The sequence below is a fragment of the Formicincola oecophyllae genome (assembly GCF_006542395.2).
Taxonomy (GTDB): Bacteria; Pseudomonadota; Alphaproteobacteria; order Acetobacterales; family Acetobacteraceae; genus Formicincola; species Formicincola oecophyllae.
On sequence record NZ_CP038231.1, the window covers coordinates 1,320,668 to 1,344,699 of the forward strand.

The 24,032-nt window shown below is 61.0% G+C and carries 20 protein-coding genes and 1 pseudogene; 14 read left to right on the forward strand and 7 right to left on the reverse strand.

Features of this window, described 5'->3' with window-relative positions; genetic code table 11:
* Window positions 1-172: 172 nt before the first annotated feature.
* The 5 genes from pal (at window position 173) to glmM (ending at window position 6,539) form a co-directional block, all read left to right on the forward strand.
* Window positions 173-691 carry a peptidoglycan-associated lipoprotein Pal gene (gene pal, locus E3E12_RS05910; protein WP_240810451.1) on the forward strand — a complete coding sequence of 173 codons (519 nt, stop codon included), beginning with the start codon at window positions 173-175 and terminating at the stop codon, window positions 689-691.
* Window positions 681-1,529 (forward strand): tetratricopeptide repeat protein, encoded by an 849-nt coding sequence (locus E3E12_RS05915; RefSeq protein ID WP_141443487.1) that lies wholly within the window; start codon window positions 681-683, stop codon window positions 1,527-1,529. Before pal ends, E3E12_RS05915 begins: the two co-directional genes overlap by 11 nt.
* A complete protein-coding gene (tilS, locus tag E3E12_RS05920; RefSeq protein WP_141443488.1) occupies window positions 1,526-2,896 on the forward strand; it encodes a tRNA lysidine(34) synthetase TilS in 1,371 nt (456 codons plus the stop codon). Before E3E12_RS05915 ends, tilS begins: the two co-directional genes overlap by 4 nt.
* Before the next feature lie 179 nt (window positions 2,897-3,075).
* Window positions 3,076-4,995 (forward strand): ATP-dependent zinc metalloprotease FtsH, encoded by a 1,920-nt coding sequence (gene ftsH / locus E3E12_RS05925; RefSeq protein ID WP_141443489.1) that lies wholly within the window; start codon window positions 3,076-3,078, stop codon window positions 4,993-4,995.
* A 176-nt stretch (window positions 4,996-5,171) separates the two neighbouring features.
* On the forward strand, window positions 5,172-6,539 hold the full coding sequence (glmM, locus tag E3E12_RS05930) for a phosphoglucosamine mutase (RefSeq protein WP_141443490.1): 1,368 nt from the start codon (window positions 5,172-5,174) through the stop codon (window positions 6,537-6,539).
* Window positions 6,540-6,626: 87 nt separating this feature from the next.
* Here the strand turns inward: glmM and E3E12_RS05935 are convergent, their stop codons facing one another.
* Window positions 6,627-7,349: a response regulator transcription factor gene (locus E3E12_RS05935; RefSeq protein WP_141443491.1), complete on the reverse strand. Its 723-nt coding sequence runs from the start codon at window positions 7,347-7,349 to the stop codon at window positions 6,627-6,629.
* A 398-nt stretch (window positions 7,350-7,747) separates the two neighbouring features.
* On the opposite strand from E3E12_RS05935, the gene E3E12_RS05940 reads away from it, so the two are divergent.
* Window positions 7,748-8,029: a hypothetical protein gene (locus E3E12_RS05940; protein ID WP_141443492.1), complete on the forward strand. Its 282-nt coding sequence runs from the start codon at window positions 7,748-7,750 to the stop codon at window positions 8,027-8,029.
* A gap of 57 nt (window positions 8,030-8,086) precedes the next feature.
* Here the strand turns inward: E3E12_RS05940 and E3E12_RS05945 are convergent, their stop codons facing one another.
* From E3E12_RS05945 to E3E12_RS08970, 4 genes and pseudogenes are all read right to left on the reverse strand, one after another.
* Window positions 8,087-8,662 (reverse strand): hypothetical protein, encoded by a 576-nt coding sequence (locus E3E12_RS05945; RefSeq protein WP_141443493.1) that lies wholly within the window; start codon window positions 8,660-8,662, stop codon window positions 8,087-8,089.
* Window positions 8,663-8,721: 59 nt separating this feature from the next.
* Window positions 8,722-10,011, reverse strand: a complete 1,290-nt coding sequence (locus E3E12_RS05950) for an aminopeptidase (protein ID WP_141443494.1) — start codon at window positions 10,009-10,011, stop codon at window positions 8,722-8,724.
* Between the two features lie 41 nt (window positions 10,012-10,052).
* On the reverse strand, window positions 10,053-11,210 hold the full coding sequence (gene hisC, locus E3E12_RS05955) for a histidinol-phosphate transaminase (protein ID WP_141444129.1): 1,158 nt from the start codon (window positions 11,208-11,210) through the stop codon (window positions 10,053-10,055).
* A pseudogene (locus E3E12_RS08970) lies at window positions 11,205-11,660 on the reverse strand (ankyrin repeat domain-containing protein); the annotation flags it as partial. The gene hisC and the pseudogene E3E12_RS08970, both read right to left, overlap by 6 nt.
* A 342-nt stretch (window positions 11,661-12,002) precedes the next feature.
* Here E3E12_RS08970 and tkt point away from each other — a divergent pair.
* The 7 genes from tkt (at window position 12,003) to E3E12_RS05990 (ending at window position 20,501) form a co-directional block, all read left to right on the forward strand.
* Window positions 12,003-14,165, forward strand: coding sequence for a transketolase (gene tkt / locus E3E12_RS05960; protein ID WP_408869940.1), 2,163 nt, complete (start codon window positions 12,003-12,005; stop codon window positions 14,163-14,165).
* A gap of 119 nt (window positions 14,166-14,284) precedes the next feature.
* Window positions 14,285-16,117: a hypothetical protein gene (locus E3E12_RS05965; RefSeq protein WP_141443495.1), complete on the forward strand. Its 1,833-nt coding sequence runs from the start codon at window positions 14,285-14,287 to the stop codon at window positions 16,115-16,117.
* Between the two features lie 5 nt (window positions 16,118-16,122).
* Window positions 16,123-17,127: a phosphogluconate dehydrogenase (NAD(+)-dependent, decarboxylating) gene (gene gnd, locus E3E12_RS05970; protein WP_141443496.1), complete on the forward strand. Its 1,005-nt coding sequence runs from the start codon at window positions 16,123-16,125 to the stop codon at window positions 17,125-17,127.
* A 220-nt stretch (window positions 17,128-17,347) separates the two neighbouring features.
* Window positions 17,348-18,202: a Cof-type HAD-IIB family hydrolase gene (locus tag E3E12_RS05975; RefSeq protein ID WP_168194406.1), complete on the forward strand. Its 855-nt coding sequence runs from the start codon at window positions 17,348-17,350 to the stop codon at window positions 18,200-18,202.
* On the forward strand, window positions 18,199-18,963 hold the full coding sequence (pgl, locus tag E3E12_RS05980) for a 6-phosphogluconolactonase (protein ID WP_141443498.1): 765 nt from the start codon (window positions 18,199-18,201) through the stop codon (window positions 18,961-18,963). The genes E3E12_RS05975 and pgl overlap by 4 nt, the downstream gene beginning before the upstream one ends.
* Window positions 18,964-19,131: 168 nt before the next feature.
* On the forward strand, window positions 19,132-19,950 hold the full coding sequence (gene rpiA / locus E3E12_RS05985) for a ribose-5-phosphate isomerase RpiA (protein WP_141443499.1): 819 nt from the start codon (window positions 19,132-19,134) through the stop codon (window positions 19,948-19,950).
* Between the two features lie 32 nt (window positions 19,951-19,982).
* Complete coding sequence (locus E3E12_RS05990; protein ID WP_141444131.1) at window positions 19,983-20,501, forward strand: gluconokinase; 519 nt, start codon at window positions 19,983-19,985, stop codon at window positions 20,499-20,501.
* Window positions 20,502-20,679: 178 nt separating this feature from the next.
* Here the strand turns inward: E3E12_RS05990 and E3E12_RS05995 are convergent, their stop codons facing one another.
* Window positions 20,680-22,233, reverse strand: coding sequence for an ATP-binding protein (locus E3E12_RS05995; protein ID WP_141443500.1), 1,554 nt, complete (start codon window positions 22,231-22,233; stop codon window positions 20,680-20,682).
* Window positions 22,230-23,552 carry a TIGR03862 family flavoprotein gene (locus E3E12_RS06000; RefSeq protein WP_240810452.1) on the reverse strand — a complete coding sequence of 441 codons (1,323 nt, stop codon included), beginning with the start codon at window positions 23,550-23,552 and terminating at the stop codon, window positions 22,230-22,232. Before E3E12_RS06000 ends, E3E12_RS05995 begins: the two co-directional genes overlap by 4 nt.
* A 141-nt stretch (window positions 23,553-23,693) precedes the next feature.
* On the opposite strand from E3E12_RS06000, the gene E3E12_RS06005 reads away from it, so the two are divergent.
* The gene (locus E3E12_RS06005) at window positions 23,694-24,020 is read left to right on the forward strand and encodes an HU family DNA-binding protein (RefSeq protein WP_168194407.1); all 327 of its coding nucleotides are present in this window, start codon (window positions 23,694-23,696) and stop codon (window positions 24,018-24,020) included.
* The last annotated feature ends 12 nt before the right edge of the window (window positions 24,021-24,032 follow it).

Here is a 24,032-nt window from a genome sequence, read left to right on the forward strand (position 1 = left end):
TGCTAAAGGTGCATTTGGAATGATGCTGAAACGGTTTGGGGGCGTAGGTGCGAACGCCTTACCAATGTAGCGCAGTTTCAGTGGATGCCAGGCAAAGCGCATTTCAACCGCATTTCAACATTGAAAACAGGCCTGTATGATGAAGCGGGCCTCCCTGAAGGGGAGATTGGTCATGACGGTTAACAAGAACTGGACCCGCCTTGCCGCGGTGACGTTGATGGGGCTTTTGGCAGCTTGCGGTGGGCCAGACAACAATGGCGCCGGCACGGGTGCTAGCAATGGCGCAGGCAACGGCATGGGCAATGGTGGCATCTCAGCTTCTAGCATGGGTGGGCCTGGCAGCCAGAGCGACCTGGCTGCCACAGCTGGGGACAGGGTGTACTTCCCCCTCAACCAGAATGACCTAACAGCTGATGCGCGCGCCACGCTTAACAAGCAGGCTGCCTGGTTGGCTAAGTACCCCCAGGTCAATGTGCAGATTGCCGGCAACTGTGATGACCGCGGCACGGAAGAATACAACATCGCCCTTGGCCAGCGGCGTGCCAATGCCGTGCGTGATTACTTGGAGGCCCAAGGCGTGCCTGAAAACCGCATGAGCACCATTTCCTACGGCAAGGACCGCCCTGCAGTGGATGGTGACACGGAATCCGCCTGGGCCCAGGACCGCAACGCCATCACGAATGTTGAGTGACAGCATGGCGCGGGGCCTTGAATCACGCTGGAAGCTGGGCACAGGCGCATTGGCCGTGGTGGCGCTTGCCGCATGCATGGCGGTGCGTCCAGCCCATGCGCAGGTGGATGCTGAGCCACTGGACAGCCCAGAGCCCATCTCTGGCCCTAGTGCTGGCGGTGGGTCTGCCAGTGGCACATTGGTGGGGCGCCTGTTGCAGCGTGTGAGCGCGCTGGAGGCCCAGAATCGCCAAATACGCGGCGAGCTGGACCAGCTTTCCAACAGCGTCAGGCGCAACCAGGCCACCATGGCCAAGAAGCTTGACGATATGCGCTTTGAGCTTTCACAAAATGGTGGTGGCGCTGCAGCGCCCACACCAGCAGAAGCGCCCGCGCCAACCCCCTCCAAGGGGAGCGCCAAGCAGCTTACCCTCAAGTCATCTGGTACAGGGGCTGCCCCTGCAGCGCCTGCGGCTGAAGGTAGCGTGGGGGCTGTGCGCGCAGCCTTGCTGGCGCATTCCTACGCGCGCGCCCTTGATGATGCGGAGCTTCTGGTGCGCAAAGCTTCCTCCACCCCTGCCAAAGCGGAAGCACGCTATTGGCTGGGCCGCAGTGAAGGCGGCGTGAAGGATTACCGCGCCGCTGCTGTGGCTTACTACGATTCCTACAAGCTGGCCCCCCGTGGCGTGCACGCCCCAGAAGACTTGCTTGGCGTGGCGGCATCCATGTTGGAACTGGGCGCTGGCAAGAAGCCGGCTGCCTGCCAAGCTTTGGACAAGCTGCACCAGGAGTTTCCAGCTGCTTCAGGTAGCGTCAAAGCGGCGGAAAGCAAATTGCGCCGCCGTGCTGGCTGCCCTTGAAGCCTGCTGTGGGGGACGGTAGCAACCTGGCTGGGCATTTCCCCACTTTGCTGGCCAGGATGGGGGGGCGGGTTTTCTGGGCCAGCGGTGCCCCTGTGGGGGTTGCTGTCTCTGGCGGGGCTGATTCAACCGCCCTTGCCTGGCTTGCCGCCCACACGCTGCCTTCTGTAAAGGCTTTTGTGGTTGACCATGGGCTGCGCCCTGAATCAGGCCAGGAAGCTGACCAAACCTTGCAGTGCCTGAAGGCCATGGGGGTAGCGGCACGCAAGCTCACCCTGACAGGCCTGCCCCACCAGGGGCTGCAGGCCAATGCCCGGCAAGGCCGTTACAGAGCCTTGGAGCACGCTTGCGCTGAAGAGGGCATTGTCGCCCTGATGGTTGCCCACCACGAAAACGACCAGCTTGAGACCTGGTGGATGCGCCACCTGCACGGCACAGCTGTGCAGGGCCAGGCTGGCATGGCGCCCATCAGCCTGCGTGGGCGCTGCGCTGTGCTGCGCCCCCTGCTTTCTGTGAAGCGGGATGCTTTGCGGGCGCACCTGCGCCAACACCATGTGCCGTGGTGTGAGGACCCCTCCAACCAAAACAGGGCCTTTAAACGCGTGGCATTGCGCCAGGACATGACAGAATCTGAAAAACGCCAAGCGCAGCTGTTGGGGCAAGTGGCGCAGCGTGGCGCTGGCCAGCTGGACAGGGCCATGGCGCTTTGGCTGGCGCGCCATGCCACCTGGCATGGTGAGGGGTGGTTCACCTTGGGGCTGGAGGCAGCCTTGGCTAGTGCTGTTGGGGAAGCCCCCCTGGAGGGCAACCAGGCCGTGCAGGCTGTGCGCCACATGCTGCGCCTGGTTGGTGGCAGTACCTATCCACCCCCCCTGGTGGCTGTCGCCGCTTTGATGGTGCAAGGTTGTGGCACTTTGGCAGGAGCGCGTTTGCAGGCAGTGCCCCGCGGCTGGCAAATCATGCGGGAAGGGCGTGCGCGCAATGCAGCCTGGGTCCCTGCCCATGACGGTGCTTATTGGGATGGTCGCTGGCGGCTTTCCTGCCCTGGGCGCCAGCTTGATGCCATGGTTCAAAATCCTGCTGGGCAGCAGCTTAGCGTGGGCGCGCTGGGTGGGCAGGCAGGGTGGGTTCGGTCCTTGCTGGGCAGGGGCAAACGCCATGTTCCTTTGAGGGTGTTGGAGACCTTGCCAGCCTTGTGGCGTTACCCAGCAAGTGGCGTGAGCCAGTTCACGCCCCCTAGCCAGGCTGTGCTGGTGGGGCTGCCCAGGCTGGGCGTGTTGGCAGGCCTTGCCCCGGTGCTGCCGCAGTTTGATTTTATGTGGGATAGCGGTGCCGCCATCACGGGCAATCAGCTTTGGCCATCGTGAAGAATTGTTGTGAAGAATTGTGATGGTCACAGGCCAGGATTGCCCTTGATGAAGGTTGAGGAACCCTGGGAGGGTGAAATCGTCCTGTCCTGACCCTATATCAAGGGTACCAAGTGAAAAGCCTTTTCAGCCCATGCCCTGCCAAAGGGTGCTGGAGGGGCCCTGAAGCGGGAGCGCACATGAAGAACACTGGCCGGAATGTGGCTGTTTGGGTCGTCATTGTCCTGATGATCATCGTGGGATTGACGGCACTGCAGACCAATGTCAGTCACCAGGCTGTTCAAAAGATCGCCTATTCTGATTTTGTCCATGACGTGGCCAACCATGAGGTGCGTTCCGTCACCCTCAGGGAACACGACGTGCGCGGCGTGCTGACCAACGGCACTGCCTTTGACACCTATGCGCCTTTTGACCCTGACCTCATCTCTCTGTTGACGCGCAACAATGTTGAGGTCACAGCCCACCCGCCAGAAAGCGATGAAAGCCCCATCCTGCGTTTTGTGGCAGCCTACCTGCCGCTGGCGCTGATGCTGGGGCTGGGTTTCATGGTGTTCCGCCAAATGCAGCAGGGCGGTGGCGCCCGTGGCGCCATGGGGTTTGGCAAGTCGCGCGCCAAGCTGCTGAGCGAGAAGCAAGGCAAGGTCACCTTCGCGGACGTGGCCGGCATTGACGAAGCCAAGGCCGAGCTTGAGGAAGTGGTAGATTTCCTCAAAGACCCTCAGAAGTTCACCCGCCTTGGCGGTAAGATCCCCAAAGGCGTTCTTCTGGTGGGACCGCCCGGCACAGGCAAGACCTTGCTGGCGCGTTCTGTCGCTGGTGAGGCCAACGTGCCTTTCTTCAGCATCTCCGGCTCTGATTTTGTGGAGATGTTCGTTGGCGTGGGCGCTTCCCGTGTGCGCGACATGTTCGAGCAAGGCAAGAAAGCCGCCCCCTGCATTATCTTCATTGATGAGATTGACGCTGTCGGCCGTCACCGTGGCATGGGCATGGGCGGCGGCAATGATGAGCGCGAGCAGACCCTTAACCAGATGCTGGTGGAGATGGACGGCTTTGAAAGCAATGAGGGTGTTATCCTCATCGCAGCCACCAACCGCCCAGACGTTCTTGACCCGGCCTTGCTGCGCCCTGGCCGCTTTGACCGCCAAGTGGTGGTGCCTAACCCCGATGTCAGCGGGCGTGAGCAGATTCTGCGCGTCCACATGAAGAAGCTGCCGCTTTCCTCTGATGTTGATCCACGCGTGATCGCGCGTGGTACGCCTGGCTTCTCTGGTGCGGAACTTTCCAACCTTGTTAATGAGGCGGCCCTCTTTGCTGCACGCCAAGGCAGCCGCTGCGTCACCATGAAGCAGTTTGAAGAAGCCAAGGATAAGGTCATGATGGGCTCTGAGCGCCGCTCCATGGTCATGACGGAGGACGAGAAGCGCCGCACCGCTTACCATGAAGGCGCCCACGCCCTGTGCGCTGCCATGACGCCGGGATCTGACGCCATCCACAAAGCTACCATCGTGCCGCGTGGCCAGGCTTTGGGCATGGTCATGACCTTGCCTGAGAAGGACAACATCTCCTACAGCCGCAAATGGTGCTTGGCGCGCCTGGTCATCGCCATGGGCGGCCGCATTGGTGAGGAGGTGATGTTCGGCACGGAGGAGGTGAGCGCTGGCGCCTCTGGTGACATCAAGGGGGCCAGCCAAATCGCCCGCCGTATGGTGACGCAATGGGGCATGAGCGACCGCATGGGCATGGTAGCTTATGACGATCCTCAGACGGTTTCCGCCAAAATGCAAAATGAGGTGGATGAAGAGGTCCGCCGCCTAATTGATGAAGCCTACGTTCAGGCCAAAAGCCTGGTGCAGGCCAATATGGACATCCTCCATCGTTTGGCCAGTGCCCTGCTTGAGCGTGAGACCCTGACGGGTGATGAAATCAAGGCCATCATCAAAGGGCAGACCTTGGGCAATGGCCCTGAGGGGCACGGCCCTGGCGCAGGCCCCCATGCGCCCGCTGGCAGCGCTGCAGCACCAGCCCACGGTCGTTCCTCCCTACCGCAAGTGACGGCGGCAGCGCGCAGCCACCATGGGGACCAGCCAGCGGAGGCCTGATTACCTGCGAAGCTGCGCGAACGAGCAGGGCTGCTGGAAAGCGGCCCTGTTGAGGTTTAGAACGCTCTCAGCAGCTGCGCCTTCATGAACAATGTTTGGGCAGCGTTATTGAGTGACCAATTGAATGAATTGGCTGGCGCGCCCACCAAGGGGTGCTGGCAGGCAGGAAACAGCACATGGCAAAGCGCGCGTTCTTCGGCACTGATGGCATCCGGGGCCAGGCTAACCAATCCCCCATGACGGTGGAGGTGGCCCAGAAGTTGGGCCAGGCGGCAGGGCTGCTGTTCAGGCGGCGTCATGGCCGCCACACCGTTGTGGTGGGCAAGGACACGCGCCTTTCAGGGTACATGATTGAATCAGCCCTTGTTTCAGGTTTCCTCTCAGCAGGGTTGGACGTCACGCTTGTGGGGCCGCTGCCCACGCCTGCGGTGGGGTTTTTGACGCGCTCGCTGCGTGCTGACCTGGGGGTGATGATCTCTGCCTCCCACAATCCTTACACAGACAATGGCATCAAGCTATTTGGCCCTGATGGCTTCAAGCTGACAGACGATGTTGAGGCGGAGATTGAACGCCTGATGCAGTCTGACCTCTCAGAACGTTTGGCACCGCCGCGCGACATTGGCAAAGCAACGCGCCTTAATGACGCGGCAGGGCGCTACATTGAGAACGTCAAGTCGTCCTTCCCGCGGGGGCTGCGCCTTGATGGGCTCAAAGTGGTGGTGGATTGCGCCAATGGCTCCGCTTACAAAGTGGCGCCTGCCGCCCTGTGGGAACTGGGCGCTGAAGTCATCACCATGGGGTGCGACCCAGATGGGCTGAACATCAACGATGGTGTGGGCTCCACCCACCCGGAGGCCTTGCGCCAAGCTGTGCTAGCCCATGGCGCTGATTGCGGCATTGCCCTTGATGGTGACGCTGACCGGGTGCTGATGGTGGATGAGCATGGCCGCCTGGTTGATGGCGACCAAATCCTGGCCTTAATTGCGCGTTCTTGGAAAAAGCGTGGCTGCCTGGCTGGCGATGGGATCGTTGCCACCGTCATGTCCAACATGGCTTTGGAACGCTTGCTGGCTGAGGAGGGCATCACCCTCCACCGCACTGCTGTGGGTGACCGTTACGTTGTGGAGCGTATGCGGGCCCAGGGGGGCAATCTGGGCGGGGAGCAGTCAGGCCATGTTGTGCTTTCCGATTACGCCACCACAGGTGACGGCCTGATGGCCGCCCTGCAAGTGCTGGCTGTGATGGTGGAAACAGGCCAGCCTGCCAGCCAGGTTTGCCGCCAGTTCACCCCATGGCCGCAAAAGCTGGTGAACATCCGCTACCAAGGCCCAAGCCCCTTGAACCACCCAGATGTGAAAGCCCTGGAAGGGCGCGTGAACGCGGACCTGGGCAGTGATGGGCGCCTTTTGCTGCGTGCCAGTGGGACAGAGCCCCTTATCCGCATCATGGTGGAGGGGCGCGATGAAAACCGTGTGGCCGCCACCGTTGAAGAAGTGCGCCTGGCTATTGAAGCGGTTTTAGCTACACGCGCTGACGAGGAGTGAAAGGTCAGGCGCTGCCGCCCAGCAGCGCCCTTTCAGGAAAACGCCTTCAAGGGCCCCTTAGGCAGACTAACTTTAGGTCAAGGGCGGTCAGGCTGGCAGGGTTTTGCTGGCTTTCGCTGGTGTGAAGGCGCCCTGTGTGTTGTCATCACGCATGATGTACCCACGGCCCCAAATAGTGGTGATGAGGTTCTCAACGCCGCATTTCTGAAGCTTGCGGCGCAGTTTACAGATGAACACGTCAATGATTTTGATTTCAGGTTCATCAATGCCCCCATAAAGGTGGTTGAGGAACATATCCTTGGTGAGGATGGCACCTTTGCGCATCACCAACAGTTCAAGGATAGCGTATTCCTTGCCGGTCAGGTGCACGGGGGCACCATTGATGGTGACAAGCTGTGTCTCCAGGTTGAGTTCCAAGGGGCCGTGCCGCAGGAGGGGCTCTGAAAAGCCACGCGCGCGGCGCAGAAGGGCCTGGGCGCGCGCAGTGATTTCCTCCTGGCAGCAGGGCAGGTCTATGTAATCGTCAGCCCCTGCGGAGAATGCATTTAATTTTTCCCCTGTGTCCCGCTCTGCTGACAGTACCATGGCTGGCACCTCTATGCGGGCGCGCCGCAAACGGCGCATCAAGTCGCTGCTTTTCATGTCTGCCAAGGGCGCAGCGGCTAGGAACAAATCATAATCATAATGCTGCAGCATGTTCAGGGCCTCCTCTGCTGAGGGGCAGTTTTCCACCACATGGCCTTGTTGGCGGAAAACCTGATTCAAGCCAGGAACGCTGTCGTGGTGATTGTGGGCAATCAAAACACGCATGAACTCACCATCCTGTTGATGAAGGGTTAATCAATTTCTTTTCTTGTTAAGAACATGCTTGGGCGTGTTTGAAAAGCGTTGACGGCGCCACCCTTCTGGCAGGGCTGAAAGGGGGCTTGCCAAGATCAAGTAAAAAGAAGGACTGGTTTGAGTGTTGCTGCCTTCTTGAAGCGAGGCTTGGGACTAGCTGTGAATGATTTTGTTTGTATTTAAAACAATCACATTGAGAAGCATTTTAGAAATCTCACTTAATATTGCATCATCCGTGCATCTTTAGTAGAAAGATTTTCTAAATGGCATAGGGCACGTTTCTTAATAAGAAAATAAATCTATGGTAATGTTGTTTACTTGCTGTGCAAAAAAGCCATAAAAGAATTAAAAATCATCAAGGCAACCTCATGGATACTTATCAGGCCAGCAAGAAAGCCCAGGAAGAAGCCCGCCAAATCCTTGCTGCCCATGAGGAGGCCCTGCTGGCGGCCCAACAAGCGGCGACTTCCTTGGAAGCTGGTGATGATGTTGTGGAGGATTTCGCTAGGAAGCTGCCTTTGCTGCGGCGCAACATTGAACAGGCGCGCGCCCATTTGGGGCGCTTGAGCTTAGGGTGCGATGTGGCGCGGCTTGAAGCCCTTGTGAGGTTAAAAGCCTCCGCTGTGAAACCATCACCCTCTGAGGGCTAGAAGTCCCCCCGGGCATGTTCATAAGGCCTGAGGTAGCTCCCTATGGCTGGCCAGCGTTCAGCTTGTGGGTGCTGTGGTGGGCGCCTTCACTTGGGGAGAATGGCCAGCTTGGCCCAGAAGAGCTGTGAGCTGGCCTGGCGTGCCCACCAACGCACAAACAACAGGGCTGTCAGCATTGCGCACCAGCACCAGGCGTGTTTCAGGGTGGCTGGGGAAAAGGTCGCTTTCAGCTGTGAAGACGCGCGGCAAAACGGCTGGGGAGTTCTTCTGGCTTGCTTCCCCATCCTCACCCTGGGTTACATGGGCTTCCAGGGCAGCTTTGTGGCGGGCCTCCGCAGCTTTAGCCATGAGAAGCCGAACGCTTTTCTCCAGTGCTGGCAGAATAATGGTGCGGGCTGCTTCCTCTGGCGGCTTGCCTTGCCCGTAATGCTTCATGAGTTCATCCCAACCTTCCTTGGTCACGAAAGCCGGAACGCCATGGGGGGGCAGGTCACGCTCAGCGCGCAGGATGTGCCCCTCTTGGGCCAGCTTCACGATGTCCAGGGCTGGGAGGGTGGCTGGGTCCAGCGCCACTGCTCCCTTGTCTGAAGGGGCCTGGCGCAGGTTGGGTTGGTGGTTGTTGGGGTTAGTCATGGTGGTTCTGCCTTGTCAGTCAGTGAAGGGCTGGGGGCGCAGGCTAGCGCGCCTGGGCTTCAAACCTTGTTCACCCATTCGCCTTTGCGCATTAGGGGGTGGGACTGCCCATCCTTGGTGGCGTCAACATCAATGTCGCCTGAACCAATCATCCAGTCCACGTGAATGGCGGATTGGTTGGCGCCACGCGCTGTTAGTTCAACTTCAGTCTGGCCTTCGGCGTCCACCATGCATTTGGCGTAGGATTGCCCCAGAGCGATGTGGCTGGCGGCGTTTTCATCAAAAAGGGTGTTGCGGTAGAGGATGCCGCTTTGCGCAATGGGAGAGGAATGAGGCACCAAAGCCACTTCCCCGATGCGCCTGGCGCCTTGGTCACTGTCTAACAGGCGCTGGAGGACAGCCTCGCCTTTGGCGGCGTGCGCTTCTACAACCATACCGCCCTTGAAGCGCACTGTGATGCCGTCAATCAGGGCACCATTGTGGAAAAGCGGCTTGGTGCTGGAAACCGTGCCCTCAACGCGGGTGGCGTGGGGGGTGGTGAAGACCTCTTCAGTGGGAATGTTGGCATTGCAAATGACGCCGTTGCCGGCCTTCTCTGAACCGCCAGACCAGAAATGCCCATCAGCCAGCCCCACCACCAGGTCCGTGCCAGGGCCTGTGAAATGCAGGCTGTCCCAGCGTGCTTCATTAAGGGCTCGTGCACGCGCGTGCAAAGCGGCGTTGTGCTGCGCCCATTCCTCCACAGGGTCAGCGCCCGTCACGCGGGAGGCACTGAAGATACCCTCCCACAGGGCTTCAAGTGCTTTTTGGGGAGGGAGGTTCGGAAATACTTGGGCAGCCCAGGCTGGCGTGGCGCAGGCGATGATGTTCCAGTTAACGGCGAAACGCGTGATGAGCTCCATAGCTTTGCGCGTGGCCTTGGCTTGGGCGCGCGTGGCGCGCGCAATGCGGGCCGGGTCAACGCCAGCCAGCAAAGTGGGGTTGCCCCCTGTGATGGCCAGGCGGGCTGCACCCTGGCTGAATGCCTCAGCCATGCCGTGGCCCAACCAATCTGCAGCGACATCGAAGGTGCTTTCTGAAGCGTGGCGATAACGGGCCAGGATGGCTTCATCATCGCGGTAGAGGGTGCTCACCAGGGAAGCGCCAGCTTTGTAAGCGTGTTCAGTGACACGGCGCACCAGCGCCAGGGCCTCCAGCGGGGCCGTGATAACAACTTGCTGCCCTGGCGCTACGTTCAGGCCTGTGCGCACGGCTGTCTCAGCCAATTTGTCCAGAAGGGCCTCATGGCGGCTGGCCTGGGGCTTGCTTCTGTTCGTTGGGGCTGGTGTGGGTTGCTGGTTCTGAGTCATAGAAGTGAACTGTCCTTGAAGCTGGGGGCTGGGGTGCCTGCTCAAGCGCTTTTCAGGTGGTCTGCCAGCGCGTCCAGCAAAGCTTGGCACTGCCCGTCTGTGCCAATGGTGATGCGCAGCCAGTCCTTGATGCGCTCCTGGTTGGGGAAATGCCTGACGATGATGTCGCGCCCCCGCAGGAAGGCAGCCAGTTCGCCTGCGCTGTGTTGGGGATGACGCGCCAGGATAAAGTTGGCCGCTGAAGGCAGGACCTCAAAGCCAATCTTTTCAAGCCCCGCCACCAGTGCCGCCCGGCTGGACTGGATGCGCGCCACCGTCTGCGCCATCCAGGCGTTGTCAGCGATGGATGCGGCAGCACCATCCAGCGCGGCACGGGAGAGGGGGTAAGAGTTGAAGCTGTCCTTAACGCGCACCAGCCCTTCAATCAGCAAAGGGGAGCCAAGGGCATAGCCCACGCGCAACCCCGCCAGCCCTGATGATTTAGAGAATGTCCTGACAACCAGCAGGTTGGGGTGGTCACGCAGCAGGCTCACGGCGCTCTGGGCGCCAAAATCCACGTAGGCTTCATCAACGATGACGGTGCGGTTGGGGTGCATCGCCAAAAGGGCCTTCACGTCATCCAAAGGCAGGGCGATGCCCGTTTGAGCATTGGGGTTGGCCAGCACCACGCCACCGCTTTCCCGGTCATAGTCACGCACGTTGATGGTGAAGTCACTGCGTAGGGGGACGGTTTCAAAAGGCTGGTCGAACAGGGCGCAGTAAACGGGGTAGAAGCCGTAAGTGATGTCTGGGAATAAGGCTGGCGCGTCATCACGCAGCAATGCCCTGAAGGCGTGGGCCAAAACCTCGTCAGAGCCATTGCCGGCAAATACCTGTTCCACCGCCAGCCCAAACTGCGCGGCGATGGCCTGGCGCAGCTTCAGCGCTGTTGGATCGGGGTAGAGGCGCATGTCGTCATTGGCGCTGGCCTTGATGGCCGCTAAAGCGCGGGGGGAGGGGCCATAGGGTGATTCGTTGGTGTTGAGCTTGACCAAGGGGCGCTTGGGCTGCTCCCCAGGGATGTAAGGGTCAAGGTCGAAAACCCGCCTGTTCCAGTATGGCACGCTTTCAGCAGTGGGGTGGTGGGCTGGCTTGGCTGCGGGGGCGCGTTGGCGGGGCTTGTCCAAGCCAGCCAGGTCCAGCCCCAGTGCCGCGGCCATTTCACGCGGGGTGCGGCCGTCAGCGTCACGGGCGTCTGGATCAGCCCCATGGGCCAGCAAAGCTTCAGCAATGACCTGGTGGCGCAGCATAATAGCGAACATCAAGGGGGTGCGGCCAGCATGGTTGGGGATGTCCGCCCGTGCGCCCTTGGCCAGCAACAGCGACACCATGTCAGGCAGGCCTTTAAAGGCGGCGCCAGCGAGCGCGGTTGCGCCGCGCCCATCAGGCTGGTCTGGGTTAGCACCGCGTTCCAAAAGCAGGGCGGCGGTTTCAGGCTGGCTGTTGTAGACCGCCACAATCAGGGCCGTGTAGCCATTGGCGTCTGCCTGGTCCACTGGCATCCCGCTTTCCAAAAAGCGTGTCAGCAGGGCTGTGTCGCCATCACGGGCGGCATCAATGAAAAGTTCGGTGATGCGGGCAGGGCCAAGGGCCTGTGGCTGGTCAGTCATGTGTTTTCTGTTAACGCCAAATGCAGCTGATTAAAATCCCGTTTCATAAACCCCGGCCCTGCGCACGGCAGGGGGCTGGGGGTGCTTTGCTTAGCGCTGGGGGCGAAATGTTGCTTGGACCGGGGCAGGGCGGCTTTACCCAAAGGCTGAATAATGGCTTATGTAAAGGGGCGCAGAGCGCACCCCCTGCCTTGAAGGGCGGGGCGGATCATTACAGGCGCTTGGTTAAGCTGATGCGGCCATTCCCCAGCCCCAGGCGCACCATTACCACCACTACAAAGTTTGAGGTTCGTTAAGAACGTGGGGCATCATCACCAGAACGCTTCCATGGCCCCGTCCCCAATGCCGCCAGCCCATCCTGGCGCGCAGGAACTTGCCACACCACTGCCCATGGCCACTGCCATGGACAATCTGGTTGTCAGCAGCCTGCGCAGCCTGTGCATGGACGCTGTCGAGCAAGCGGGACACGGCCACCCAGGCACTCCTCTTGGCATGGCACCCGCCCTGTATGCGTTCTGGCGATATTACTTTACCTACGATCCTCATGCCCCCTGGTGGGCTGACCGTGACCGCTTCGTCCTCTCCTCAGGTCATGCCTCCATCCTGCTTTATGCCATGCTGCACTTGGCTGGGGTGGAGGGGGGGATCACCCTTGATGACCTCAAAAACTTCCGCCGCATGGGCGCTAAAACGCCTGGCCACCCTGAATATGGCCTAACAGCGGGCATTGAGGTCACTACAGGCCCCCTGGGGCAAGGCTGCACAACATCCGTTGGCATGGCCATGGCGGCGCGTTGGCTTGGCGCGCGCTACAACAAGCCTGGTTTCGAGCTGTTCACCCACCATGTGACCGCCTTCTGCGGTGATGGTGATATGATGGAGGGCATGGCTGCTGAGGCCGCTTCCTTGGCAGGGCACCAGGAGCTGGGTAATTTGACCTGGCTTTACGACAGCAACCACATTTCCATTGAAGGCAGCACGGACATCACCTTTACGGAAGATGTGGCTGAACGTTTCCGCAGCTATGGATGGCACGTAGTGGAGGTCGCTGAAGGCAATGATGTTGCCGCCATCGCCCAGGCCTTGGGGCAGGCGCGCGCTGAACGCGGGCGGCCCAGCCTGGTTGTGGTCACAACCACCATTGGCCATGGCGCGCCAGGCAAAGCCGGCACAGCCGCTGCCCATGGCGCCCCCCTGGGGGTTGGTGCCGTGGCTGGCGCGAAGGCTGCCATGAACTGGCCAGGGGAAGCTGGGCCTTTCCATGTGCCTGAAGGCGTCAAGGAACATGTGGCGGCCACATCAGGGGCGCGCGGCACCAAGCGGCGCCAGGCATGGGAAGGGCTGCTGGCGCGCTACAAGCAAACCTGGCCTGAACTGGGCGCTGAATTGGAAACCCTTCTTGCAGGCCAGCTGCCTGATGGCTGGGACAACCATCTGCCCCGCAAAGAGGCTGGCCAGCCTGGGGCAGAGCCTGAAACAGCCAGGGCAAGCTCTGGCCACGTGCTGAACGCCGTAGCGGGCCAGGTGCCGTGGCTGGTGGGAGGTGCTGCTGACGTCAGCCCCTCCACCTGCACGGAAATGCTGGGGGCTGCCGCCATGCAGGCTGTGACGCCAGCTGGGCGCAACATCCATTTTGGTGTGCGTGAGGCAGCCATGGCCGCTGTGTGCAATGGCATGGCCTTAAGTGGCCTGCGCCCCTTTTGCAGCTGCTTTCTGGTGTTCAGCGACTACATGAAGGCCCCGCTGCGCTTGTCAGCCATGATGGGCCAGCCAGCGCTTTACCTCTTCACCCACGATTCAGTGGCCATCGGCGCTGATGGGCCCACTCACCAGCCTGTTGAGCAGTTGGCCCAGCTGCGCGCCTTGCCAGGTCTGGTCGTCATCAGGCCTGCTGACGCCAATGAAGTCAGCGAGGCATGGCGTGTCGCCATGAAGCGCACTGATGGGCCAACCGCCCTTGTGCTGGCCCGGCAAAAGCTGCCGCTGCTGGACAGGAAGCGCCTGGCGCCTGCTTCCATGTTAGGGCTGGGTGGTTACGTGCTGGCCAGTTCAGGTGCGGGCCTGCCAGATGTCATCCTCATCGCGACTGGTTCTGAGGTGGCGCTGGCGCTGGCTGTTTTCCAACGTTTGGAACACGAAGGCGTCAGCGCGCGCGTGGTGGCTATGCCAAGCTGGGAATTGTTTGAGGCCCAGGACAAGCGTTACAGGCAGTCCGTCCTGCCCAGCATGGTGAAGGCGCGCGTGGTGGTGGAGATGGCCTCCCCCTTCGGTTGGGAACGCTACGCTGGCGAGGAAGGCGACATCGTGGGTATTGATGGCTTTGGCGAAGCTGGCACAGCTGAACAGCTCAAGGAGCGTTACGGCTTCACTGAGGAGCGCATCTATGGCTTGGCGCGTTGCCAAATGGCGCGCCACCCCCGCCCAGGTGTGGCTGCCCCCCCTTCCCCCCATGGCGCTGGTGCCAAGGGTGGCAAGCGTTTTTCAGGCTGTCCTGTGCTCCACTGAACGCTGGCCGCTGCTGGTCCAGTCCCTGCCCCCTGCACACCCCTGCCACGACTTGGCAGGCTGGACAGGGGCGCCAGGTTTGCCCCAAGGTCTCCCTGCCTTTAAGGGCACCTTACTTCATGACCCCTTCACCATCTGAACAGGGTGACACCATGCCAAACCCCCCAGCTGACTCCATCCTGCCCACCATGCCAGCCACTGCTGGCGGGGTGAGCTTCAGCTTTCATCTGCCCCCAGCTTTGCAGCAAGCCGTGAGCGGCGCCTGGCCACTTTGGGCTGGGCCCAAAGGGCGCATGGCGCGCCTTTGGGCAGGGGACGCCACATTGTGGAGTGGCCATGACGAGAAACAATGGCTGGGTTGGCTGGAAGCGCCAGAGGCAGAGCAGGCTAAGCTGCAGGCCTATGATGCGCTCCGCGATAAAACCCACCATGAAGGCATCACAGACGTGGTGCTGCTGGGCATGGGTGGCTCCAGCTTGGGGCCAGAGGTGCTGGGGCAGCTTTTTGAGGTCAGGCCTGCTGACGCCACTGGGCCCTGGCCCCGCCTGCATGTGCTGGACACCACTGACCCGGCCACGGTGGCGCGCGTGGGCAAGCAGCTGGACTACCCGCACACCTTGTTCGTCTATTCAAGTAAATCTGGTGGCACGCTGGAGCCAAGCGTATTGTTTGACTGCTTCTGGGATGAGGCTGGCAAGGCCCTGGGCGCCCAGAAACGCCCCCAGCATTTCATCGCTGTGACCGACCCTGGCTCAGGCTTAGAGAAGCGCGCCCATGAGCTAGGCTTCAGCGCCGTGTATCTGGGCAACCCTGGCATTGGCGGTCGCTATTCAGTTCTTTCGCCTTTTGGCATGGTGCCAGCCAGCGCTTGCGGTCTGAACATCAGGGCCATTCTTGAAAGCGCTGCGGCGATGGAGCGTGCTTGCCGCCCTGCTTCCCTGCCAGAGGGGGAGATGGTGGCAGGCCCCCTGATGTTGGGTCTGGCCATGGGTCTGGCTGTAACCGGTCCAGGCCGTGACAAGATTACCATCCAAGCCAGCCCAGCGCTGCAGGCCGTTGGACCTTGGCTTGAACAGCTTTTCGCTGAAAGTACAGGCAAGGACGGCACGGGCCTGTTGCCTTTCGAGGGGGAGGAGCCAGGCACGCCTGATGTCTACAGCGATGACCGCTTCTTTATCACTCTGCGCTTGAAAAGCGAAAAGCCAGACCAACGTTTGGTAGCCCTGGCCAAGGCTGGTCACCCGGTCGTGGATGTAGTGCTGGAGGATCTGAGCGCCATCGGCGGGGCATTCTACGGCTTTGAAATGGCCACAGCCGTTGCTGGCAGCGTTCTGGGCATCAACGCTTTTGACCAGCCTGACGTGGAGTTCAGCAAGGTTGAAACGCGCAAAATCATGGCTGCGCATGGCACAAGTGGTGGGGCGGAAAGTGAGGCGCCATTCTGCGTTGATGGCCCCCTGTCCTTCCATGCCCAGGGCGCTTTGAAGGCCCACTTGGCCAAGCGCGGCCAACAGCCCCAAAATGCTGCTGCTGCCCTTGGCGCGCTGCTGGAGCTTTGCGGGGGACGTGACTATTTCGGTCTTTTGTCCTATATTGACCGCACAGACACGCACGCCGCCTGGAATCAGCATGTGCGGCAGGGGGTGCGGGATGCCCTCAAAGTGGCCACGGCTGCTGAGTTCGGCCCCCGTTACCTTCATTCCACGGGGCAGGCTTACAAGGGTGGCCCCAACACAGGCGTGTTTCTCCAGGTGACGGCGGATGGTCCCTCCATGCCCATCCCAGGCCGGCCTTACGAGCTTGGCATGGTGGAGAACGCCCAGGCCCAGGGCGATCTGGATGTCCTTAACGCGAGAGGACGGCGCGCACTGCGCGTTCACGTCACCGGTTCACTTGAAAAAGGCCTTGCCGCATTGGCCCAAGCCATGCAGGCGGCCCTGAAAGGAAACTGAAAACTATGCGTATCGGTATCATTGGCCTCGGCCGTATGGGCAGCAACATCGCCGTTCGCCTCTCACGCCATGGGCACGACGTTGTCCTGCATGACCGCACCCCTGAGGTGACGGAGAAAACCGTTGCCCGCTGCGCCAAAGGCAAGGCCACAGGCGTTGCCAACCTTGATGAAATGGCCAAGAAGCTTGGCGAGGGCACCGACCAGGAACGCCGCGTTGTTTGGGTGATGCTGCCTGCTGGGGAAGTCACGGAAAACGCCGTCCGCAAAATGGGCAACCTCCTTGGTCCCAAGGACATCATCATTGATGGTGGTAACACCTACTACAAGGATGACATCCGCCGCGCCCATGAGCTGGGCCGCAAAGGCATTGACTATGTCGATGTCGGCACCTCTGGCGGTGTGCATGGCCTCGAGCGCGGCTATTGCATGATGTATGGCGGCAAGGATGAGGCCGCTAACTACATTGATCCCATCCTGAAATCTCTGGCGCCCGGCAAAGGCAACGTGCCTCTAACGCCAGACCGCCGCCCAGGCCCCCACGACCCGCGCGCTGAGGAAGGCTACCTGCATTGCGGCCCTGTTGGTTCAGGCCACTTCGTGAAGATGATTCACAACGGCATTGAATATGGCATGATGCAGGCCATCGCTGAAGGCTTTGACGTGCTGAAGGGCCGTGGTTCCCGCAAGGTGCCGCAGGATGAGCGCTACCACCTCAACCTGGCTGACATCGCTGAGGTGTGGCGCCGTGGCAGCGTTGTGACCTCCTGGTTGCTTGACCTGAAGGCGGAGGCCCTGGCCCGCGATGGCGATTTGTCCGAGTTCAGCGGCGAGGTCAACGATTCAGGTGAAGGCCGCTGGTCTATCGAAGCCGCTATTGAGGAAGACGTGCCTGTGCCTGTGATGACGGCTGCGCTGTTCTCCCGCTTCCGCTCACGTTCTGGCAACACGTTCGCTGACAAGTCGCTTTCCGCCATGCGCTATGGCTTTGGCGGCCATGTCGAACGCTGAGGTCGCACTTGTGAAAGGCCAGCGGCTATAAGCCCTGGCCCTGCCTATAGGGCAGCGCCCGCTTTTCCCAACAGGGGAGGGGCGGGCGTTTTTGTGCGTGGCTATTTGTGGGCCTGGTGCTGGTGGGTCTATGGTTCACGCTGCTTCAAGGCATGGCCCTTGCTTCCCGCTTTCATCCGCAGCGCCCCTGCAGGTGGCGTTTCCGACCAGGAGGATTCCCGTGGCACCTGTTCACCCCATCAGGCTTGTTGTCAGCGATGTGGACGGCACCCTTCTCAACCCCGACCACAAGTTGGCGCCAGAAACCATCCAGGCTGCTCAGGCGCTGCGGAAAGCGGGCATCCACCTGGCGCTGGCCAGTGCGCGCGCGCCTGGCGCCATGGTGCCAGTAGTAGCGCAACTTGGTTTGGAGGGCCCGCAGGCCGCCTTCAATGGCGGCATCATCTTCACACCCAACGGTACTTTAGGCGGCAAGGTGGACAGAAGCCTCACTATGCCGCCACAGCTTGTTGGGCTCATCGTCAACGCTCTTGAAAGCGAACCTGTGGAAACCTGGCTTCAGGACGACCACACGTGGTATGTACGCGAACCCAACACCCCCTTGGTGCAGGCTGAACGCGCCTCCTCAGGCTTGGTGCCCACGGCGGCCAATTTGGCTGACCATGTGCAGGGCATCAACCGCCTGGTGGCCATGGGCAACGACCCTGAGAGTGTCGCCAAGGTCGAAGGGTGGCTGCAGAAAGAGTTTGGTGGCGCAGCCAGCATCCGCCGCTCCATGCCATGCCGCATCAATATAACCGCGCTTGGCGCCAACAAGGGGGAGGCCATGAAGGCCTTGGCCGCCCTCTACCATGTGCGCCCTGATGAAGTCGCCGTCATCGGTGATGCCCACAATGACATCCCCATGTTGAAATCAGCCGGGCTTAGCATTGCTATGGGGCAGGCTGAAGGTGACGTCAAAGCCGCTGCCACCCACGTGGCTGGGGACAACCGCGGCGCTGGCTGGGCGGACGCCATCAAGCGCTGGGTGCTGCCGCGCGCGCCAGGGCAGGTGGAAAAAACGGAGGGCGCATGACCATGACCACCATGAAGGATGCTGTGTGGGACGTCATGCCCACCCCTTACGAAGTCAGCGCGCGCATGGCGGAGATTTTCATGCGCGCCCTGGCCAACCGCGCAGGTGACGGGGGGGCTGTGCGGGTGGCGCTTTCTGGTGGTTCCACCCCGCGTGAGGCCCTGGCCATGCTGGCGCGCCCTTATGTGGCATCCCAAATCGACTGGGGGCGCCTGGAGGTCTATTTTAGCGATGAGCGCTGCGTGCCCCATGATGACCCAGCCAGCAACATCGCCATGGCACGGCAGGCCTTGCTGGACCATGTGCCGTTGAAACCTGGCCAAATCCACCCTGTGCCTTTTGAAGGCACCACTCCAGAGGGCGCCCAGAAGGCCGCTGCCGCCTATGACGCTTTGTTGAAGGCCCAGCACACCCAGCCAGGGGAGCCTTTTTTTGACCTTGTGATGCTGGGCATGGGAACGGATGGCCACACGGCGTCCCTTTTCCCCAATACGGCAGCCCTTGCAGCCACCAGCGCGTGGGCTGCTGCTGGGCAGGCGCCTGTGGTGCCGCACCAGCGCGTGACGCTGACTTATCCAGCCCTTGCTTCAAGCCGCCTGGTGGCGTTCATGGTCACAGGCGCTGCCAAGGCGCCCGTCACTAAAGCCCTGAAAAGCCCTGCGCATAGCGGGGCAACGCTGCCCGCCGGGCGTGTGCAAACACAGGGGCGTTTGGTCATCCTGGCTGATGAAGCCGCCATGGGCGTTCCCAAAGGCAGCTAAGGGCAGGCAAGGGGCCAAGGGCTGTAAAGTGGTGCAGCAGGGGTTCAGCCCCACCAAACGAACCGCTATGGTGCGCGCCATCCACTAAGGTGGGGGTTTTCGTAGCCCTCTGGCCCTGGTTTTAATTCTCTGCTTGGTACCAATCACCACCTATTTGGGAGAGCTTTGATGAGCGCTGACAAGGACGACAAGGACAATGGCGGCAAGCCAGCCGGTGGTGAGACCGTTTTCGTCCCTCTGACCGCCCTTGCTGCTGAGGCGGTCCATGACCAGGTGCGCGCCAAGCGCCACGCTGCGCGCATTGCCGCGGACATGGTTGAAGCAGGCATGATTGTGGGTTTAGGCACAGGCAGCACAGCCACCTTCATGGTCGAACGCCTTGGCGAGCGCGTGCGCCAGGGGCTTGCCATCAAAGCTATCCCCACCTCAAACGTCATAGGTCAATTGGCGCAGTCGCTGGGCATTGTGCTGACGGACTTCGCCACTCACCCCGTGATTGACGTCGCCATTGACGGCGCTGACGAGGTTGAGCGTGGCTCGCTTCACCTCATCAAAGGGCTTGGTGGGGCGTTGCTGCGGGAGAAGATGGTGGCCGCAGCCGCCAAGCGTTTCATCGTGATTGTTGATGATTCAAAGCCTGTCGCCACCCTTGGCGAGCGCACGCCTGTACCTGTGGAGGTGGTGCCCTTTGGCTGGCATGCCACCCACGCGCGCCTTGAAAAGCTTGGCGCACAGCGGATAACCGTGCGTCAAGGGGCTGGGGGCATGCCTTTCATGACAGACAACGGTAATATGGTGCTTGACTGTGACTTTGGCCCCATCAAGGATGCAGCCCATCTGGCAGGTCTTCTCGACCGCACCGTCGGCGTGGTGGAGCATGGGATTTTTCCGGATATGGCAACCGATGTCGTGGTTGCAAGGGAACAGGAGATTGAGCAGTGGACGCGAAACCCGGAACCGAACAGCCCGAAATCCAGGGTAAACTGAACACCACCATCCCGCCGCAATATGTTGTGGTCATGGGGGTTTCAGGTACAGGCAAAACCAGTGTGGCGCAGGCTTTGGCACGCCGTGAAGGCTGGCCTTTCATGGAGGGTGACTCACTCCACCCTGCCGCCAATGTCGCCAAGATGCACGCTGGCCACCCCCTGACGGATGCTGACCGGGCCCCTTGGCTGAAAATCTGCCATGACTGGCTGGCCAAGGAAGCTGAGGCAGGCCGTGGCGCCATCCTCACCTGCTCTGCCCTGAAGCGCAAATACCGCGACCAGTTGGCCAAGGATTTGCCTGTGCAGTTCATTTACCTGCGCGTCAAGCCTGACATCGTTGCCCAGCGGCTGAATTCGCGCGTTGGCCACTTCATGCCACCAAGCCTGCTGCCCAGCCAGTTCGCCACGCTGGAGGAGCCTGATGAGGACGAGCCCGTCATCGTCGCCCCTGGCGATAAGAGCCTCGAAGAGATCGTGGATTATGTGGTGAACTACCTCGACAAGCACCCCATGGACCCCAAAACGCGCCAGGTTGAAAACCGCGCCTGACCAAGCAGCCCCTGCGCTGGCTTCCGTTCTGTTGGGGTGGGTGCTAAGCCATAGCGCAAGGGGTGCCTGACAAGCGCCAAGGCCCTGCAGCATGAAAAGCTGTGGGGCTTTTTAGTTTGTGTGCCCCAGCCACGTGCTCCTGGCATGCGGCACTGGTTGGTGGAGGGCGCTTGGGCCTTCAGCTGGTGCGCCAGTCCGTACCCACCAGCGCCACAGTGCGCTTGCCTGCGCTTTCATCAACCACAATCAGGCCAGCCTGGTCCAAATGGTCCAGCTGTTGGCGCGCCCTGCGCTGTGACAGCGTGCCGTAAATCTCAGCCAGCTTGTCATCAGGGGGGCATGGCGCGCCCGTCATGGCGGCATGGGCCAGGAACAGGAAAAGTCCTTGGCATTCAGGGGCAATCTTCATGGCCTTGGCGGTGATAGCCTGCCATGGGGGTTGTTTGTGCCCTTCATGGGAAATGCCGCTGCGGACCTGGTCCAGCAAAAGCTTGAAGTCATCTAAAGCTGGTATGGCATGGTGGTGCCCTTGCAGGCGCAGCGCCATGGTGAAGGCTTGGTGCAGGTTGGCCGGGGTGTCCCAAAAGCGCGTCTGGGGGTCATCAAGCAGGTTCTCCACTTCCTGCCACAGTTCTTGGGGGGGAAGTTCAGCAGGGTGTTCTTGTTCAGTCGGGCCGGGGGCGCGCTGCTGAATGTAGGCGTCCAGCTGGGCGTTGAGGTCTGGCGGGGTGGCTTTTTCAAACCGCTCCCCCTCCCATGTGGCTGTGTCTGAAGGGGGCACCAGCAAGCTTCCCTGGCCTTGTTGGTCTTGGGCAGGCGCTGGGGCACCGCTGGGGGCTGCCAGCACAAGGGCGTGCAGTTCCTCAGCGCTGAGGGAGCGTTCGCGCAGGGGCAGCAAGGTTGGTGCGGTGCTTTGGCTGGCCGTCACCACGGAACCGATGGTGACCATAACGGGGCGCCGTGACAAGGCGGGCCCCAGCCCCATGAACTGGCCACGCGCCAGGTCGCGAAAAGCTTCAGCAGTGCGCCTGTCCATGCCCAGAAGGTCAGCCGCCCTGACCATGTCAATGTCGAGGAACGTGCGCCCCATGAGGAAATTGGAAGCTTCAGCTGCAACGTTCTTGGCCAGCTTGGCCAAGCGCTGCGTAGCGATGACGCCAGCTAGGCCGCGCTTGCGCCCACGGCACATCAGGTTGGTCATGGCGCCCAGGGAAAGGCGCCGCGCTTCCTCTGACGTGTCGCCGCCAGCGGTGGGGGCGAAAAGCTGGGCTTCATCCACCACGACCAGCGCTGGGAACCAGCAGGCGCGCGGCATATCGAACAGCCCGTTGAGGAACGTCCCAGCCAGGCGTATCTGAGATTCAACCTCGCAATGCTCCAGGTTCAGCACAACGGAGACCCGATGGGCGCGGGCGCGCCTGGCAGCAGCTTGAAGGTCCTTTTCACTATAAGCGTGGGCATCGATCGTGACGTGGCCATAACGCTTGGCCAGGGAAGTGAAGTCCCCTTCCGGGTCGATGACGACCTGCTGCACCATGGCTGCAGTCTGTTCAAGCAGGCGGCGCAGCAAGTGGGACTTGCCAGAGCCTGAGTTGCCCTGGACAAGCAGGCGCGTGGCCAGGAGTTCAGGCAGGTCCAGCGTGAAGGGTTGGTTCTGTCCGTCCCGCCCCAAAATAACATGGCGCGGGTCTGTTGAGGTGCCAGCTGGGGAGGGGTTCTCAAGCTTGGTCATGGCGTTTCCCCAGGTGGGGTCTGTTGCAGCCAGTGTTTGACGCCTTCTGCGCAGTGATGGGCAGTGGAGAAACACCCTTGCAGAAGGTAGCCCCCTGTGGGCGCTTCCCAGTCCAGCATCTCCCCACAAGCGAAAAGCCCTGGGGTAGCGCGCAGCATGAGGTTCCTGTCAAGCTGGTCCCATTTCAACCCTCCTGCCGTTGAGATGGCGCGGTCCAGCGGCTCGGTGGCGGTGAAACGCACAGGCAGGTTCTTAATAGCATGGGCCAGGGCTGTATCTGTGCGGGCGTCAGGTGCGAACAGGGCCAGCAGGGAACGTTCAAGGCTGGTCAGCTTCAAGGCCTTGCGCAGCCTGTTGGAGCGGCTCTCACGGGGGCGTTGCGCCTGGAGGCGCTCGAGAACGGCTTTGTCCGTCAGGTTAGGGCGCAGGTCAAGGTGCGCCACAGCTTTCGCCGGGGCTGGGCCAGGCTGCGACAGCTGGGCGCGCAGCTGTGGCGTCAAGGCGTAGAGGGGCCTGCCTTCCCACCCCGCTTTGGTGATGATGATGTCGCCACGCGCCTGTTCCCCAGCAGAGCGCAGTTCAACACCGCGCAGGGTGTCGCCTTCATGGCGTGCTGTGTCCTCTGGCTGCCAATCAGGCACGAAACCGCAATTAGCTGGCTGGAACGGTGCAATGGCGTTGGCATGGCCCTTGAACAGGCCTGTCCAGCGCCCGTCACTGCCCAAGCGCGCCCAGCTTCCACCCCCCATGGCCAGAATAGCGGTGCGTGCCAGCATGAGGTGCGGCTCCCCCCCAGGTCCTTCGAAAAGCAGTTCAAGGCGGGCGCCATCAGGGCGGTTGGGTGGCAAGGGGCTCAACGCCACCAAACGCCGCCTGCCTTCAAAGCGCACCCCTTGGCCTTCCAGCCTGGAACGCCACGCCCGCAGCAAAGGGGTGGCTTTGGCTGACTGGATGAGGACGCGCCCTGACGTGCCGCTGAAGCTCTCCTCCCCCAATCCTGCCGCCCAGCTACGCAGGTCCGCTGGCGTGAAGCTCTTCAAGGCAGCCGCCATGAAAGGGGCGCTGCTGCCGTACCGGCTGAGGAAGACCCCCTCAGGTTCGTCATGGGTGATGTTGAGGCCGCTTTTGCCAGCCATCAGCAATTTGCGCGCTGGCACGGCCATGTGGTCGCACAGAAGGACATCATGGCGGGCAGCACTCAGCTGTTCAGCGGCAAACAGGCCAGCAGGCCCAGCCCCAACCACAATGGCGGTGTGGACGGCTTCGGGGGGCAGTGCGGAAAAGGCTGGTGATGGTGGATTATTCATAGATGTATTCATGGTATATTTTAAAAGGCCATTTAGTTCGGAATTTGAAGGAATTATTTTATGGAATGCGGTTGCAAAATTATTTTTGCCATGTTGAGGTGAAAACCGTCCCGAGGAATTCACTTCGGCACCAATTAACAGTGGAGCATGATCATGTCGACTGCCATCGAGAACATCCTGGTTGAAGCCGTCACCGCTGCTGGTGGCACCCTGACTGCGCAGCAGGCTGCAGAAGCCCACCGCAAATATGCTGAACTGTTTGCCGCCCAGCTGGCCCAGCATGGCCTTCTGGAAGACCGTTACCTCGGTCGTTTCCACGTTTCCGCGCAGAAAGCGTACAAGATGGTCAACCATCTTCCGCACAGCAAGGATTTTGGTAAGGAAATCGAAGTTCCTGCCTCCAAGCGCTGCGATTTTGACGCTTCCATCGACCTGAAGGAAGTCATCAACGGTCAGACTGCGAAGTTCGGCGTTAAATAATCTGTAACCTTC